At 30.8% G+C, this 16337-nt stretch carries 13 protein-coding genes and 1 pseudogene; 2 read left to right on the top strand and 12 right to left on the bottom strand.

The features are described 5' to 3' along the window. Positions 1-42 precede the first annotated feature (42 nt). A complete protein-coding gene (locus tag ACFPTQ_RS10070; RefSeq protein WP_379777087.1) occupies positions 43-1422 on the bottom strand; it encodes a sensor histidine kinase in 1380 nt (459 codons plus the stop codon). A 5-nt stretch (positions 1423-1427) separates the two neighbouring features. Next, positions 1428-2090 carry a response regulator transcription factor gene (locus ACFPTQ_RS10075; RefSeq protein WP_379777089.1) on the bottom strand — a complete coding sequence of 221 codons (663 nt, stop codon included), beginning with the start codon at positions 2088-2090 and terminating at the stop codon, positions 1428-1430. Positions 2091-2272: 182 nt separating this feature from the next. Here ACFPTQ_RS10075 and ACFPTQ_RS10080 point away from each other — a divergent pair, with 182 nt between their 5' ends. Together ACFPTQ_RS10080 and ACFPTQ_RS10085 are read left to right on the top strand one after the other, a co-directional pair. After that, positions 2273-4369 (top strand): LTA synthase family protein, encoded by a 2097-nt coding sequence (locus ACFPTQ_RS10080; RefSeq protein ID WP_379777092.1) that lies wholly within the window; start codon positions 2273-2275, stop codon positions 4367-4369. A gap of 65 nt (positions 4370-4434) precedes the next feature. Continuing rightward, positions 4435-6351, top strand: a complete 1917-nt coding sequence (locus tag ACFPTQ_RS10085; RefSeq protein ID WP_379777095.1) for an LTA synthase family protein — start codon at positions 4435-4437, stop codon at positions 6349-6351. Positions 6352-6357: 6 nt separating this feature from the next. On the opposite strand, the pseudogene ACFPTQ_RS10090 reads toward ACFPTQ_RS10085, so the two are convergent. The 10 genes and pseudogenes from ACFPTQ_RS10090 to lpxD form a co-directional block, all read right to left on the bottom strand. Continuing rightward, a pseudogene (locus ACFPTQ_RS10090) lies at positions 6358-6615 on the bottom strand (putative sulfate exporter family transporter); the annotation flags it as partial. Between the two features lie 153 nt (positions 6616-6768). Next, complete coding sequence (locus tag ACFPTQ_RS10095; protein ID WP_379777097.1) at positions 6769-8796, bottom strand: hypothetical protein; 2028 nt, start codon at positions 8794-8796, stop codon at positions 6769-6771. 72 nt (positions 8797-8868) lie between these two features. Beyond that, entirely contained in the window at positions 8869-9615 is a 747-nt protein-coding gene (fabG, locus tag ACFPTQ_RS10100; RefSeq protein ID WP_278035629.1) for a 3-oxoacyl-[acyl-carrier-protein] reductase, read from the bottom strand. A gap of 136 nt (positions 9616-9751) precedes the next feature. Further along, positions 9752-10174: a hypothetical protein gene (locus ACFPTQ_RS10105; RefSeq protein WP_379777100.1), complete on the bottom strand. Its 423-nt coding sequence runs from the start codon at positions 10172-10174 to the stop codon at positions 9752-9754. A 140-nt stretch (positions 10175-10314) separates the two neighbouring features. Continuing rightward, positions 10315-11187 carry a succinate--CoA ligase subunit alpha gene (gene sucD, locus ACFPTQ_RS10110; protein WP_379777103.1) on the bottom strand — a complete coding sequence of 291 codons (873 nt, stop codon included), beginning with the start codon at positions 11185-11187 and terminating at the stop codon, positions 10315-10317. Between the two features lie 165 nt (positions 11188-11352). Then, positions 11353-12282, bottom strand: coding sequence for a UDP-3-O-(3-hydroxymyristoyl)glucosamine N-acyltransferase (locus ACFPTQ_RS10115; protein ID WP_379777105.1), 930 nt, complete (start codon positions 12280-12282; stop codon positions 11353-11355). Positions 12283-12382: 100 nt separating this feature from the next. Beyond that, entirely contained in the window at positions 12383-12949 is a 567-nt protein-coding gene (gene efp / locus ACFPTQ_RS10120; RefSeq protein WP_278035625.1) for an elongation factor P, read from the bottom strand. Positions 12950-13034: 85 nt separating this feature from the next. Then, positions 13035-13820 (bottom strand): acyl-ACP--UDP-N-acetylglucosamine O-acyltransferase, encoded by a 786-nt coding sequence (gene lpxA / locus ACFPTQ_RS10125; RefSeq protein WP_278035624.1) that lies wholly within the window; start codon positions 13818-13820, stop codon positions 13035-13037. 72 nt (positions 13821-13892) lie between these two features. Further along, entirely contained in the window at positions 13893-15284 is a 1392-nt protein-coding gene (locus ACFPTQ_RS10130; protein ID WP_379777110.1) for a bifunctional UDP-3-O-[3-hydroxymyristoyl] N-acetylglucosamine deacetylase/3-hydroxyacyl-ACP dehydratase, read from the bottom strand. Continuing rightward, positions 15277-16323 carry a UDP-3-O-(3-hydroxymyristoyl)glucosamine N-acyltransferase gene (lpxD, locus tag ACFPTQ_RS10135; RefSeq protein WP_379777113.1) on the bottom strand — a complete coding sequence of 349 codons (1047 nt, stop codon included), beginning with the start codon at positions 16321-16323 and terminating at the stop codon, positions 15277-15279. The genes ACFPTQ_RS10130 and lpxD overlap by 8 nt, the downstream gene beginning before the upstream one ends. Positions 16324-16337 lie beyond the last annotated feature (14 nt).

Genomic DNA, 16337 nt, shown 5'->3' on the forward strand with positions numbered 1-16337 from the left:
TTATTTATGGCTCAAAAATAAAACTTAATGTTTAGCATTTGCTTAAGGAAAGCTTAAGATAACATGAGTTCCTAGACCTTCTGTACTTAAAATTTGTATTTCAATATTTAATAACAAACAGAGTTTTTGGACTATTGATAATCCTAAACCTGTTCCTTTTATTTCGGGATGTTCGGTAGCTTTTGAACGGTAAAATTGATGAAATATCTTTCCCAAATCAGCTTCAGGAATTCCAATACCTGTATCTATGATTTCACATTTTACTTGATTCTTTTCCTCCGATATTCGGATAGTTAAAACACCGTTAGAATTAGAATATTTTATAGCATTTGAAACGATATTATTAATAATAATTGACAATAAGTATTGATCTGAAATCACTGAAATTTCTTCAAGGAAATCAGTTGTAATTTTTATATTTTTTGCATTAATGGCATTGGAAAAACGTGATAAAACCTCAAGGATACTTGCATTTAAAATTACTTTCTCCTTTTTAAGGGATTGATTTTGATTTTCAAATCGAGCCAAAAGTAATAATTGGTCAACCAAATTATTTAAACGGTTAACTTCGGCAACACAGTAATTAATTTTGTCTTGGTATTCTTCATGTGTTCTTGGTTTTCGAGCCAAGACTTCTAATGTTCCTTTAATTACAGTGAGTGGAGTTCTTAATTCATGTGACGCATCAGAAGTAAATTGTTTTTCTCGTTCTACTGCTGTTTCAATACGATCTAATAAGTTATTGATTGTTTGGGACAAAATAAATAATTCGTCTTTTTTATTGGGTAATTCGATGCGGGATTTTAAGTTATCTTTTGTGATAATATCTGCTGTTTTAATTATTGAAGTTACTGGTTTTATACTTCTTCCTGCGATGAAGCGTGCTATAAAAAAGAGTAATAATAAGATTAAGGGATAGGCAATTAATAAAGTTTGTAATAAATTTTGAAGCACCATTATTGCTTCTTCCAATGACATTGCAATGATAATATAACCAATAATTTCCGTTTGTTTGTATATTGGAACCTGAATTTGGCGAATTTTATTGTTTAATAATTTAGAATCAAAAAATTGATTGTTTTCAACTTTTGAATTGAAAATTAGCGTTTCATTTTTAAGATTTGGTGATTTTTCTATTACTTTTTTTTGACTGTCTAAAAACTCAATAAATACAGGATTAACGTCTATTGTATTGTGTTCTCTTTCGTTCCATTCGTTCAAATGTATCAATCGATAACTAGTATCAATAATTTCAATTTCGTTTAAATGATTTTCCACTTCTTTCGATATATCGTCATTCAAATGATTGTAAACACTGAATTTTACAATTGAATAGATAGTAAAAAACACCACAAAAATTAACAAAGCAGTGGTGATAATATAATTAAAAGCAATTCTATTTTTAAAGGAAAGTTTTTGCATACACTTTAGTCGTTTGCGATATAGCCTACACCACGAATGGTTTTTATATAATCTTCTTCAATTTTTAGATTTAATTTTTTGCGAATAGCATTCATAAAAACATCAATTACTCCCGTATCATATTCAAAATGAATATCCCAAACATCCTCTATAATTTGGTTTCTACTGCATACCTTACCTTTATTTTTTACCAAATAAGAAAGCAATTCAAACTCCCTTTGTGTTAACGAAACCTCTTTATCATTTACAAAAACGAGATGCTTTTGAATATCAATTGTTACAGGTCCTAATTGCAGTATTTCATTTTCATCCAAATTTCTAAAATGGACTTTTATCCTTTCAACTAATTCTTCAAAACTAAATGGTTTTTTGATGTAATCATTAGCACCCGCTTGCAAACCTTCTATCGTTTCCTGAATTGTATCTTTAGCTGTTAAAAACAAAATTGGTGTTTTTTTATCTTGATTTCTAATGGCTTTACAAAGTTCTAATCCTGTCATTTTAGGCAACATCCAATCCAGAATAATTAAATGAAATGAATGCTCTTGAACCAATTGATATCCTTTTGCACCATCAGAAGCAGTAGTAATTTTATAGCCTTCTTCTTCCAGACCTTGTTGCAAAAACTGCATAATCCCTATTTCGTCTTCGACAATTAATATATGCATCTACTTATTTTTTATAAGACTTTTTAGAAATGTAATTTGAATATTGTTTCCAAAAATACATCAAAATGAAATCTAAAATTTAAATATGAAACTATCTTAAGTAAAACTTAAGACATAGTTATGTTAAGTTTATACAATCATAACGTTAAATTAACTAATTTTACAAAAAAATAAAATTGGTTATGTTCTCTACCAAAAAATTAGCTCCTTTTTTCTATCTGACTCTATTTTATGTAGTTATCAGTTTTATTTTAAGGATAATATTGTTATTCCACCCTATAACACAATCCACTTTTTCTGGTGTAGAAATACTAAAGATTTTTTCTTTTGGAATTCTTTCTGATACACTCATTTTTGTACTAGCCAGCGCTTTTTTATGGTTGTACCTAATTTTTATCTCGAATAGTAAGTACCAAAAGCCTTATGGGTATATTCATTTAGGTGTATTATCGGCTTTGTTTTTGTATATTTTATCAGGGAAATCGATTCTTTCAGAATACGGAGGTGGATTAGAAAAAGTAGGTCTCATTTTCGTAGGTATCAAAACTCTTTTATTTTCATTACTACTATTTCTTCCTCAAAAGCGAGACAAAATAAGGTATTGGTTATTTTCATTTGTGATTTTTTTATACGTTGTATTGATTTTACAAAATGCCATTAGTGAATATTTCTTTTGGAATGAATTTGGTGTAAAATACAACTTCATTGCTGTAAATTATTTAGTTTACACCACCGAAGTTATCGGGAATATTATGGAATCTTATCCTGTTATTCCAATTTTTACTTCGCTATTTATTGTAGCAGGAACCATCAGTTATTTCATCATCAAAAAATCAAAAATTTACATTGAAAAAATTCCTTCGTTGAATGAAAAATTACAAATCTCATTTTTGTATTTAATGCTTTTTGGACTTTCACTTTGGTCAGTACCAAATTTGGCTAAGACAGAAAATGCAAACAATGTTTTTACCAATGAATTACAATCCAATGGAATTTATCGTTTTTATTTGGCTTTCGTAAACAGCGAGTTGGATTATTTTAAATTTTACAAAACTTTACAGGAAAAAGAAGCCTTTGCATTATTAGATAAACAAATATCCGACATACATGGAATTTCTGTTGATAGAGAAATTGTATCTGATAGTGTTGAAACACATAAAAATGTAGTCTTAATTACCATTGAAAGTTTTAGTGCCGATTTCATGAAAATGTACGGCAACAAAGATAATATTACCCCTTTTTTAGATGATTTAGCAACAAGAAGTTTAGTCTTTACTAATCTATATGCAACTGGAAATAGAACAGTTCGCGGCTTGGAAGCAGTAACATTATGTTTACCTCCTACAGCTGGTGAAAGTGTAGTAAAACGAAAAGACAATAAGAACAAATTTAGTACTGGAAGTGTTTTTAAATCTAAAGGTTACGAAGTAAAATACTTATATGGTGGTGATGCTTTTTTTGATAACATGCAAGATTTCTTTTCAGGAAATGGATATGATATCATTGATATAAAAGACTTTCATCCAGAAGAAATTACATTCGCAAACATTTGGGGTGTTTGTGATGAAGACATGGCAAATAAAGCCATTAAAATCATGAATAAAGAAGCTCAAACAAATAAGCCTTTTTTCAACCATTGGATGACAGTAAGTAATCATAGACCGTTTACATATCCAAACAATAAAATTGATATTCCTGGAGATAGTAAATCGAGAAATGGCGGTGTTAAATATACGGATTATGCCTTGCGAAAATTTTTCAAAATGGCTGAAAAGCAACCTTGGTTCAAAAACACTGTCTTTGTTATTGTCGCAGATCATTGTGCGTCAAGTGCAGGGAAAACAGAACTTCCATTAGATAAATATCGAATTCCTGCAATGGTCTATAGTCCAGGATTTATTGCGCCAAAGCATTGTACAAAACTAATGTCACAAATTGATTTAATGCCAACGGTTTTTGGATTGTTACATTTTGATTACGAATCTAAATTCTTCGGTCAGGATGTGTTAAAATCAGATTATAAGCCAAGAGCCTTAATTGCAACTTATCAGGATTTAGGATTAATTAAAGATAACATTTTGACAATCCTTTCCCCAAAACAAGAAGTAAAACAATACAAATTAGTTTTAAAACCAAATGAAGATATTAAAGGTCATTTCAAATTATATTATGATGAAAAACCGATGAAGGAACAAAGAAACGATTTAGTTAATGATGCCATTTCTTACTACGAAACAGCATCAGATGTGCTAAAGAAAAAAATATATCAAAATCCATAAAGTAGTACAGATTCAAACGGATCTCATTATTTATTAAAATTCACCTTACCCACATTACAATATTTATGCAAAAGAATTACCGTATTTCTTTTTGGTTGCGCCTTTGGTTTTTTTGGATACTTTACTTTTTAATTTTAAGAATCGTATTTATTATTTACAATTATTCCGTTTACAAACCTTTTTTACTTTTAGAAAAGTTAAAAGGATTTTGGAACGCTATTCCTTTAGATTTGTCAGCAGCTGGTTATTTAATAGCATTACCCACTCTTTTAATAATTGGAAAAATTTTCTCTGTCAAATTCATCAATAGATTCAATTACTTCTTGATTTACTTAATTGGTATTATAAGCATAACCGATACTTTATTGTATCATGAGTGGGGTACTAAATTAAATGCTTACGCCCTATCTTTTCTGTTTTATCCATCGCAAATGCTCGCTTCTGTAACAGCATCGCAGATTGTACTTTCTATTGTATTAAGTATGGTTTTAATTAGTTTGGGTATAATTGTATATCAGATTGTTCTAAAAACGGGAATCAAAAATACAATTAAATTTGAAGAAACCCATTATAGAAAAAAAAGTATCAGTCGGATGAATCTTTTTGGATACTCTTTTTTGATGCTGTTAATTACATTTTTGGCGATTCGTGGAGGGGTTGGACTTGCACCAATCAATCAAAGTTCATCTTATTATTCTTTTCATGCTCCTTTGAATCATCTAGCGACTAACACTTCTTGGAATTTATTATTTAGCATCCTTAAAAATAATAAGGCCAGCAAACAAGGTGAAATTGCTTATTATGATGCCGCGACTGTAGAAAAAAATATTCAAAAAATATATCATACAAATCCAACTGAACACGAAAAAATACTTAGCATTCCTAAACCAAATGTTGTATTAGTTATTTTGGAAAGTTATACTGCTGATATTATAGAGACCTTGGGTGGAGAAAAAGGAATTACACCCTATTTTTCAAAATTAACTCAAGAAGGAATGTTGTTTGAAAATATCTATTCTACTGGTGACCGAACTGATAAAGGTATTGTTGCTGTTTTAAGTGGTTATCCAGCTCAATCTTGCTCATCTATTATAAAAGAACCAAGTAAATTTGAAAAATTACCATCATTAGCTTCTGTTTTTAAAAATAACGGATACACTACCTCCGTTTATTATGGTGGTGAGTCGGAATTTGCTAATTTTAAAGCCTACTGGAAGTACTCGGGCTACAATACTATTATTGACGAAGAGCAATTTGATGAAGATGACAAAAATTCAAAGTGGGGAGCACATGACCATGTTGTCTTTGAAAAAGTAATCAAAGATTTAAATTCCCAGCAAACTCCATTTTTTACAACGGTTCTCACTTTAAGTTGTCATGAACCTTTTGAAACACCTATCAAAACTCCTTTTGATCAGGCAGTTGAAAAAGAATCAGACAAAGACAAAAAACAAGCTAATTTATTTAGAAAAGCAGCGTATTATACGGATTGGAGCATTCAAAAATTTATGGAGTCGGCTAAAAAACAATCATGGTTTAATAACACATTATTCCTTTTTGTTGCTGACCACGGAAATCGATTACCTAAACTTTATTCCGATAGTCGTCAAACCGAAAAATATAGAATTCCATTACTACTTTATGGTAATCCCATATCGAAAGCTTATTTGAAAAAGAGAAATTCAAAAATTGGTTCACAAACAGATATTGCAACCACTCTATTGGGTCAATTAAATATGGATTATTCTAAGTTTAAATGGGGGAAAGATTTATTGAATCCTACTTCAAAGGATTTTGCATTTTATTGTTATGATGAAGGAATGACTTGGGTAATGCCAAAAGGAGTAATTCGTTATGTAACAACAAATGAAACATCACAGTTCAAAACCGCTTCTGATAAAAACAAAAAGTATCTAATAGAAGAATTACCATTAGCTAAAAGTTACTTACAGGCACTGCTAAATGATTATGCGAAAAAATAAAAAACTTTAATTAAAGTGGAAAATAGCTATTAACGACAGAATAGCAATAAATCCCCATAATAAGATACCTTGGATAAGTGGTTTTATACCAACAGCAAGTAAAACAGAACTACTTAAACCTGAACCTATGAAATACAAAGTGACTGTTAAACCAATTTTTGCAACCGAAACAATGTAAGGCGATACAACAGACAATTGTTCTACATAAGTATTAAGAATCATAGCCAGTACAAAAAGACCAATAAAATAAGGTATTTTTATTTTATTGGCTTTGTTTTTAAATAAAAACTCAAAAAAATATTTTTTTGAGTACGACTATGTTTCTCAAAGTTTAAAATCCCTGTTTCGGAAAATATTTTAATTTGTTTTTTCAAGAGATTCTATTTGTGTTTTGCATTAATTAGGCTATAAAAACTGTTACAACAAACCATTATATTTTCTAATAAACCATTCGGCTGCAAAGAAACTACAAATGAATATCAACAACCATTTCCAATCTATTAGTGGGGAACGAATACTATTATTTTTCTCAATAGTTTTGTAATTTTCATCAGCTACTAAGTTTTCAATTAATGATTCTACTTGACTAGGAAAAAACAGTTTACCCTTAGTTAAAGTTGCTAATTGTTCTAATTTGTCTACATCGGGAATAACAAATTGCTTTTCGATATCAAAATCCAATATTTCAAAACGCCCTGAATAGGAAGATTTTGAATGTAACTCTTTAACTGTAAATTGATAACTTCCTGCCAATAAACCATCTAAATTTACTTTATAAGTATTATTTCCTTTAAGTAAATCATAGGTTTTACTTTGTTTGGTTTTCGAATTGACTACAGTAATATTCAAATGTGCTTTTTCATCAAACTCATAATTCTTATTGAAATATTGAGCTGAAATTTCGATAGCTTCTCCAGAATTATAGAAACTTTCATGATTGACAACTAATGATTTCTTTGTATTATTTGAAGCCAAAAATTGAATAACTTTATCTATAAAAATATCGTACTTCTCGAATGATTGATTTTGGATATGACTTTCTAATCGCCATTTCCAACTATTTTCTCCTAATAAATAAGCTGAACGACTTCCTTTATACTCACTAAAAGCTAATAATGGAGCCTGAGTTTCTATGGCTCTTATTTTAGACCAAAGTAAAATGTTGGTATTTACATTCGATTTAATAGAACCGTAAGCATTTTGTAAAGGAGGAAATTGATCAAAACCGATATTATCGATTGCAAAAAGATTAAATTGAGAATTAAATCCAGCCAGATAATCTTCTTTTTGTGATGACATTTTGAATTCTAAATTGCTTTGTACTTGATTTAAAAAATTAAAATCAGTATGTGTACCCGTAATAATAAAAGTGTTTAACCCGACTATCTTATTAGATTCAAAAATCGTTTTAAATTCTTTGGTAGGTTGATATAAAACCAATACATCATAATCATTTAACTGACTGATTTGTTTTGGTTTAACAATAACTACTTTACGATGTGCATTAGCTTCTATAGCTCTTTTTAGAGCTGCTAAATCTGGATGATTTATTGAAGAAACTATAGCAATACTAGTTTTTTGATCAATTACTTCAACAGCAAAATTTTTAGTGTTATTATAGTTGTTTTTTTCTTTTTCTGATGAAGTTAAACTTGCTTTGTATATTTGGGTCCCGATTTTATTAGCGGTCAAAAGTACATTAACAACGGCTGTATTTTTTGTTGGTGAAAAACTTATTTTTTGTTTGTTCACAACTGAATTTCCTTGTGAAATCTGAAAATCAGCAGTAATGGATTTATTACCTGAATATTGTAAAAAAACTTCAACAGGAAACTGATTTTTCAAAAAAGCATATTTGTTTACATTTAGTTGGTTGATTTTTAAATCCAAAACTTGAGTAGTATCTCCAAGTACAATTGGATATATTTTATTGGAATCACCAAAACTGAACACATAATCATTCCCTGATGTTTGATTTCCATCACTAATTAAAACTGTTGGATAGATTTGATTGCGATTTATGGCTTTTAAATCATTCGCAATAATATCAAAATTGGATTGTTTTCCTTTGAAATCTAATTTTTTTAAAACTTTAAAATCAGTATCAAATTGGTAGGTTTGAATATTGAATTTTTCTTTTAAAGCAGAATTAGAAAGTAATTTTGAAACCACTTCTTGAGCATCTTTATCTGCCTTCAAATAAGAAATAGAATTGGAATTATCAGCAACTACAGCTAGAACAGGTTTTTCTAAAACTATTGTATTACTTGTGATGATTGGATTAATCAATAACAACAATAATCCAAAAATGCCTAAAAAACGTAAAAAAGCCAAAAGTAAATTCATCCTTGAATTACTCTTGGCCTTAAAATAATATTGAAAATAAGACAACCCAGCTGCTATTACCAAAGAAAGAATAATAAGAAGAATGGTGTTTGTTGTCATATTATTAGTTTATGGTTTGTAGTTTATTGTTTATAGTTGTGTAAAAACTACAAGCAATAAACTATAAACTTATTATGTAAGCATTCCTCCACAAACATTTAATACTTGTCCAGTTACATAAGCACTCATGTCTGAAGCAAGGAATAAACAAGCATTAGCGACATCTTCTGGAGTTCCTCCACGTTTTAATGGAATACCTTCTCTCCAACCTTTAACTACTTCTTCACTTAATTTAGCAGTCATCTCAGTTTCAATAAATCCAGGAGCAATGGCGTTGCAACGAATATTACGAGATCCTAATTCTAAAGCCACTGATTTAGTAAATCCTATAGCTCCAGCTTTAGAAGCAGCATAATTAGTTTGTCCTGCATTTCCAGAAACTCCAACAACAGAACTAATGTTAATAATAGAACCTGCGCGTTTTTTTAAGAATGTTTTCTGGATTGCTTTAGTCATATTGAAAACTGATTTCAAGTTCACATCAATTACTTGATCAAAATCTGCTTCCGACATACGCATTAACAAATTATCTTTAGTAATTCCAGCATTGTTAATCAAAACATCAACAGTTCCAAAATCTTCCAAAACCGCATCAACAAGTGTTTGAGCTTCGTCAAAATCAGCTGCGTTAGACTTATATCCTTTTGCTTTAATGCCTAAAGCGTTTAATTCATTTTCTAAAGCTAAAGCGGATTCCGCCGAAGAGCTATATGTAAATGCTACGTTGGCACCGTTTTTTGCGAAAACTTCAGCAATCCCTCTTCCAATTCCGCGACTTGCGCCAGTAACAATAGCTACTTTTCCTTCAAGTAATTTCATATTGTGTTAAAAGTTAATTTTAATAAATTGAATTACAAATATAAACGATTTAGATGTTTTATAAAATTAAAGCTATAAAAAAAGCCTTACTGGTGCAAGGCTATACTTTATAAACTTATATTCAATTGAAAATGAACTAAAAAGCTACATTCCATCTAGGTAATTTATTGTTTTCGTTCAGAAAGTTTTGCAAAACCTGAGCTTCAACAAAAGTTGGAATTACTTTAGAATCATCGTTAAACGTTTCGTACCAAACCACTTCTAAACGACTAATTGCTTCTTTTTTCATTTGTGCAGGCCAAGAATATTTTCTTCCAGTTTTAGCAAATTGATGACCGTTTACAATTTTATCATACAATCCTCCATTTTTAGTTTTCAAAGAACCATCATTTTGCACTGTTCCTGTAGAACCTACCATAATAAGCTCTTTTTCATCCGCTACATCATACACTAAAAAAACACCTGAGCCTTCAGAAGCATTACATACTTCCTCCAAATTATCTTCTACTGTTAATGAAAACTGATTTTTTACTTTGAATTCTTCTAATTCTTTATACATATCTTATTTATTGAATTTATTTTTATCTCAATTAGTCTCCTAATTAAATCGGCTGCAAATGTATTTCTTTAATTCTGTATAATACTAAAAAAGCCCCACAAATGTGAGGCTTAAACTAATATAAAATGGAGTTCTTAGATTTAACCTAAAACTTCTTTTACTTTTTTTCCAATTTCAGCTGGAGAATCTACAACGTGAATTCCGTTTTCTCTCATGATACGTTTTTTAGCAGCAGCTGTATCATCAGAACCACCCACGATAGCACCAGCATGTCCCATTGTTCTACCAGCAGGAGCAGTTTCTCCAGCGATAAAACCAATTACAGGTTTACGGTTACCATCCGCTTTAATCCATTTAGCAGCATCTGCTTCTAATTGACCTCCAATTTCACCAATCATGATGATCGCTTCAGTTTCAGGATCGTTCATTAACAATTCTACAGCCTCTTTAGTAGTTGTTCCAATAATTGGGTCTCCACCAATACCAATAGCAGTAGTGATTCCTAAACCTTGTTTTACAACTTGATCTGCAGCTTCGTAAGTTAAAGTTCCTGATTTTGAAACAATACCGATAGTTCCTTTTTTGAAAACAAAACCTGGCATGATACCTACTTTAGCTTCACCCGGAGTAATAATACCAGGACAGTTAGGACCAATTAATCTAGCGTTTCTTTTCTTAACATAATCGTTTGCATGAATCATATCAGCTACAGGAATACCTTCAGTAATAGCAATAATTACTTTGATACCTGCATCAGCTGCTTCCATGATAGCATCAGCAGCAAAAGCTGGTGGTACAAAAATAATAGAAGTATCAGCACCTGCTTGTTCTACTGCATCTTTTACAGTGTTAAAAACAGGAAGGTCTAAGTGAGTAGTCCCCCCTTTTCCCGGAGTTACACCACCTACAACGTTTGTTCCGTATTCAATCATTTGAGAAGCATGGAAAGTTCCTTCGCTTCCAGTAAAACCTTGAACAATTATTTTAGAATCTTTGTTAACTAAAACACTCATGATATATATTTTATGTGATTTTTAAATTTGTGTTGCAAAAATAAGGTATTTAGAAATTATTTGAGCGGTTTTCTTATCAAAAAAAAATTATGTTATTGCAATGATTTGTTAGCATCAAAACAAAAAATAGTTTTGGATTCAGATAGGATATTTTTGTTCTTTATTTTATTTTAATTTTTCTAGAATTTCTGGAATTTTTTTAAGATTAGCTAATTGCTTCAAAGACTCTCTAGATTCCTGAATTGGGGTTCCAAAATAGGTTTTACCTCCTTCAATTGACTTGGTTACGCCTGTTTGTCCTAAAATAACTGCTTTTTCCCCAATTGTAATTCCGCTAGTAGTTCCTACTTGTCCCCAGATAGTAACTTCATCTTCAATAATAACACAACCTGCAATTCCAGTTTGGGATGCGATCAAACACTTTTTCCCAATTACGGTGTCGTGTCCTACGTGCACTTGATTATCAATTTTTGTACCTGCTCCAATTGTTGTGTCGCCAGTCACTCCTTTATCAATAGTACAAAGCGCACCTATACCAACATTATCTTGAATAACTACGCGCCCTCCAGACAATAATTGATCAAAACCTTCAGGTCTTTTTTTGTAATAAAAAGCATCAGCTCCAAGAATAGTTCCTGCATGAATAATTACATTATCTCCTAAAACTGTATTATCATAAATAGAAACATTGGAATGAATCAAACAATTCTTTCCTATAACTACTCCATTACCAATAAATGAATTGGGTTGAATAATAGTCCCCTCACCAATAGTTGCTGTTGGTGAAATTGAAACATTTGAAAACTGAAATGGCTTAAAATAATTGGTTAATTTATTGAAATCTCTAAACGGATCATCAGAAATCAATAACGCTTTTCCCTCAGGGCAATCTACTTTTTTGTTGATTAAAACAATTGTCGCTGCCGATTGCAAAGCTTTATCGTAGTATTTTGGATGATCTACAAAAACAATATCTCCTTTTTCTACCACATGAATTTCATTCATGCCCAAAACTTCAAAACTATCATTACCTACAAATTCACATTGAAGTAAATCTGCAATCTCTTTTAAAGTATATGCTCTTGTAAATTTCATAAATTAGTATAAAGATTGAAAAAAATTAAAGTTTGAAAATACAGTTGTCAACTTAATGCTAATAACTGTTCATTTTCAAACTTTAAATATTTCAAATAAATTACTCCTTAACACGCTCCATATAAGAACCAGTCGCAGTATCAATTTTAATTTTGTCACCTTCATTGATAAACAAAGGAACATTTACTGTAGCACCAGTTTCAACAGTAGCAGGTTTAGTTGCGTTAGTAGCTGTATTTCCTTTTACACCTGGCTCTGTGTATGTAACTTCTAAAATTACTGAAGGAGCCATATCAACTGATAACGGTAAATCAGTTTCTGTGTTAATCTGAATCATCACATTTTCTCCTTCTTTCAATAAATCTGGTGAATCAAGAACATCTCTATTCAGAGTAATTTGTTCGAATGTTTCCGTATTCATAAAGTGGAATTGATTTCCTTCAGGATATAAAAATTGAAAAGTGTGGGTTTCTACTCTTACCACATCAATTTTATGACCTGCTGAGAAAGTATTATCTAAAACTTTTCCATTAGTTAATGATTTCAATTTTGTTCTTACGAAAGCAGGACCTTTACCTGGTTTTACGTGTAAAAATTCAATGATTTTGTATATATCGTGATTGTGTTTTATACAAAGTCCGTTTTTAATATCTGATGTAGATGCCATTTTGTGTATAGTATTTATCGTTATATTAATCAAAAAGCAGCTATTTCATATTTTGAAATAGCTGCATTCTATTTCTGTTATTTAATTAATAGCTTCCGCTATATCCTTTCATGATACCACGAGATGAATTTCTGATAAAATCAATAATTTCATCTCTTTCAGGAGTAGCTTCCATTTCGGCTTCTATAATCCCTAATGCTTGAGTAGTATTGTAATTTTTTTGATATAAAATTCTATAGATATCTTGAATTTCTCTAATTTTCTCTGTGGTAAAACCTCTTCTTCTTAACCCTACTGAATTAATCCCAACATATGACAAAGGTTCTTTGGCTGCTTTTGTATAAGGTGGAACATCTTTACGAACAAGTGAACCACCAGAAATCATAGCATGATCTCCAATATGGATAAACTGATGAATAGCTGCTAGACCACCTATTACTGCATAGTTCCCCACTATAACATGTCCTGCAAGAGCAACTCCATTTACAACAATAGCATTATTCCCAATTACACAATCATGTGCAATGTGAGCATAAGCCATAATTAAACAATTGTCACCAATAACTGTTTGACCTGAAGCTACAGTACCTCTATTAATTGTAACACATTCCCTAATAGTACAATTGTCACCAATAATAGCCAATGAATCTTCTCCACCAAATTTCAAATCTTGAGGAACAGCAGAAATTACAGCTCCTGGGAAAATATTACAATTTTTTCCAATTCTTGCTCCTTCCATGATGGTTACGTTTGAACCTATCCAAGTACCATCACCAATTACCACATTGTTATGAATGGTTGTAAAGGGTTCAATTACCACATTTTTGGCGATTTTTGCGCCCGGATGAACATAAGCTAATGGTTGATTCATCTATTTTCGTTTTTTATAATTAACAACCTTGACTATTACTACCAATTAATAATCAAAGCAATTATTCTACAATTAGTTTTGTTTTTTTGCAATTTGAGCCATTAATTCCGCTTCTGCCACTAATTTTCCATTAGCATAAGCATTCGCTTGCATATGACAAATTCCTCTTCTTATAGGAGTAATTAGATCACATTTAAAAATTAATGTATCTCCAGGCAATACTTTGTGTTTGAACTTAACATTATCAATTTTCATAAAATATGTCAAATAGTTCTCTGGATCCGGAACAGTACTTAAAACTAAGATACCACCTGTTTGAGCCATTGCTTCAACAATTAATACTCCTGGCATTACTGGAGCATTAGGGAAATGTCCAACAAAGAAATTTTCGTTCATTGTAACATTTTTCATCCCAACTACATGACTTTCTGACATCTCAATAATTCTGTCAATCAACAAAAATGGTGGTCTATGTGGTAACATAGCCATAATTTTGTGAATATCCATTAATGGTTCTTGATTTAAATCGTAAACAGGAACATAATTGCGTTGTTCGATTTTAATCATTTTAGCCATTTTTTTAGCAAATTGTGTATTTACAAAATGACCTGGTTTATTTGCTATAATTTTACCTTGGATTTTTGTACCAATTAATGCTAAATCACCTATTACGTCAAGTAATTTATGTCTCGCAGCTTCATTTGGATAATGTAAAGTTAAGTTGTCCAAAATTCCATTTGGCTTAACGTTTATTGTGTCTTTACCAAAAGCAACTTTTAAATTCTCCATTGTAGATGCCGAAATTTCTTTATCAACATATACAATAGCATTGTTTAAGTCTCCCCCTTTGATTAATCCATTATCTAAAAGTGATTCTAGCTCATGTAAAAAACTAAACGTTCTCGATGAAGCAATTTCTGTTTTAAAATCACTTATATTTTTTAGTGTTGCATTTTGAGTACCCAAAATTTTAGTACCAAAATCAACCATAGTTGTTACAGTGTAATGATCGCTTGGCATAACCAAAATCTCACTTCCGCTAGCTTCATCAGTAAAAGAAATAACTTCTTTTACAACATAAACATTACGGTTAGCAGCTTGTTCTTCTACGCCAGCTTTTTCTAATGCTTCAACAAAATATTTAGAAGAACCATCCATTATAGGCAATTCAGAAGCATTTAATTCGATGATTACGTTGTCTAAATCACAACCTACTAAAGCGGCTAAAACATGCTCAGGTGTTTGAATTTTAACACCTAATTTTTCTAAATTAGTTCCGCGTTGTGTGTTTACTACATAATTAGCATCTGCTTCGATAACAGGATTTCCTTCTAAATCGACCCTAACAAAAGTAAAACCATTATTTACTGGAGCAGGTTTGAAAGTCATTTTAACTTCTTTTCCGGTATGTAACCCTACACCTGTTAATGAGATTTCTGTTTTGATGGTCTTCTGTTTAACCATTGTTTCCATTTTTTTGGTTTAATATTTGTTTCTTTAATTCGTCTATTTCTGCAATTATTTTTGGTAAATTTTTAAAATGAACATAGGATTTACTAAAATCATTATATCCAAATGTTGGGCTTCCTTGCAAAACTTCGTCGTCTTTTATGTTTCGTGCAACTCCTGATTGTGCTTGAATTCGAACATTATTCCCAATAGTTAAATGTCCTGAGATTCCTACCTGTCCACCAATCATTCCGTTTTTACCTATCTTAGTTGAACCTGCAATTCCTGTTTGTGCAGCAATAACAGTATTTTCGCCTATTTCTACATTATGCGCAACTTGAATTTGATTATCTAATTTTACTCCTTTTTTAATTCGAGTAGAACCTAAAGTTGCTCTATCAATGGTTGAACAAGCTCCTATTTCGACATCATCTTCAATAATCACATTACCAATCTGAGGAATTTTTTTATAACTTCCATCTGGATTTGGAGCAAATCCAAAACCATCAGAGCCAATAACTGTTCCTGCATGAATGATACAATTATTACCTATAACTGATTCTGAATAAATCTTTGCGCCAGCAAAAATAGTTACATTATCGTGAATGACAACATTATCTCCAATAAAACAATTAGGATAAATTTTTACATTATTACCTATTTTTACGTTTTTACCAATGTAACTAAAACTACCTAAGTATAAATCCGACCCATATTGTACATCTTCGGCTATTACTGTATGTGGCTCAATACCTACTTTACTAGCTTTGATAGCTTGATCATAAAATTCAAGTAATTTAGAAAATGCAAGATAAGCATCCTCAACTTTTATGAGTGTAGTTTTAATTTCAGATTCAGGAGTAAAACTTTTATTTACAATAGTTATAGAGGCTTCAGTTGTATATATATAGTTAGTATATTTAGGATTTGACAAAAAAGTGAGTGAGCCCACTTTTCCTTCTTCTATTTTAGAAAGCTCGTGTACTTCTACTAAAGGATTGCCTACAACCTCTCCTTCTAAAACTCCTGCTATTTGTTCTGCTGTAAATTTCATTGGGACAAAAATAT

The sequence above is a fragment of the Flavobacterium sp. GCM10022190 genome (assembly GCF_042656445.1).
Taxonomy (GTDB): domain Bacteria; phylum Bacteroidota; class Bacteroidia; order Flavobacteriales; family Flavobacteriaceae; genus Flavobacterium; species Flavobacterium nitratireducens.